This is a genomic window from Streptomyces sp. 4F14, from assembly GCF_048159485.1.
Classification (GTDB): Bacteria; Actinomycetota; Actinomycetes; order Streptomycetales; family Streptomycetaceae; genus Streptomyces.
This window is the reverse complement of record NZ_JBLRVY010000328.1, coordinates 1-335: the sequence shown is the minus strand read 5'-3', so window position 1 is coordinate 335 and position 335 is coordinate 1. Positions and strand designations below refer to the sequence as shown.

1 protein-coding gene is annotated in these 335 nt (G+C 69.9%); it reads right to left on the bottom strand.

What is annotated here, in order from left to right; translation table 11 throughout:
- On the bottom strand, positions 1–335 hold a 335-nt coding region (locus ACLZOT_RS50960; RefSeq protein WP_416976112.1), incomplete at both ends, for an alpha-amylase family glycosyl hydrolase.

Here is a 335-nt window from a genome sequence, read left to right as displayed (position 1 = left end):
CGATGCCCTTCAGCGACAGTGTCGGGCCCAGCTCGCCCGCCTCGGCCGTGTGGTTGTAGACGACGTCGAGGATGACCTCGATCCCCGCGGCGTGCAGGGCACGCACCATCCGCTTGAACTCGCCGACCTGCTGCCCCGTCGTACCCGAGGCGGCGTAGGCGGCGTGCGGGGCGAAATAGCCGATGGAGTTGTAGCCCCAGTAGTTGCGCAGGCCCTTGCGCAGGAGGTGGTCCTCGTGCGCGAACTGGTGGACGGGGAGCAGCTCGACGGCCGTGACGCCGAGCTCGACGAGATGCTCGATCGCGGCCGGGTGCGCGAGACCGGCGTACGTCCCC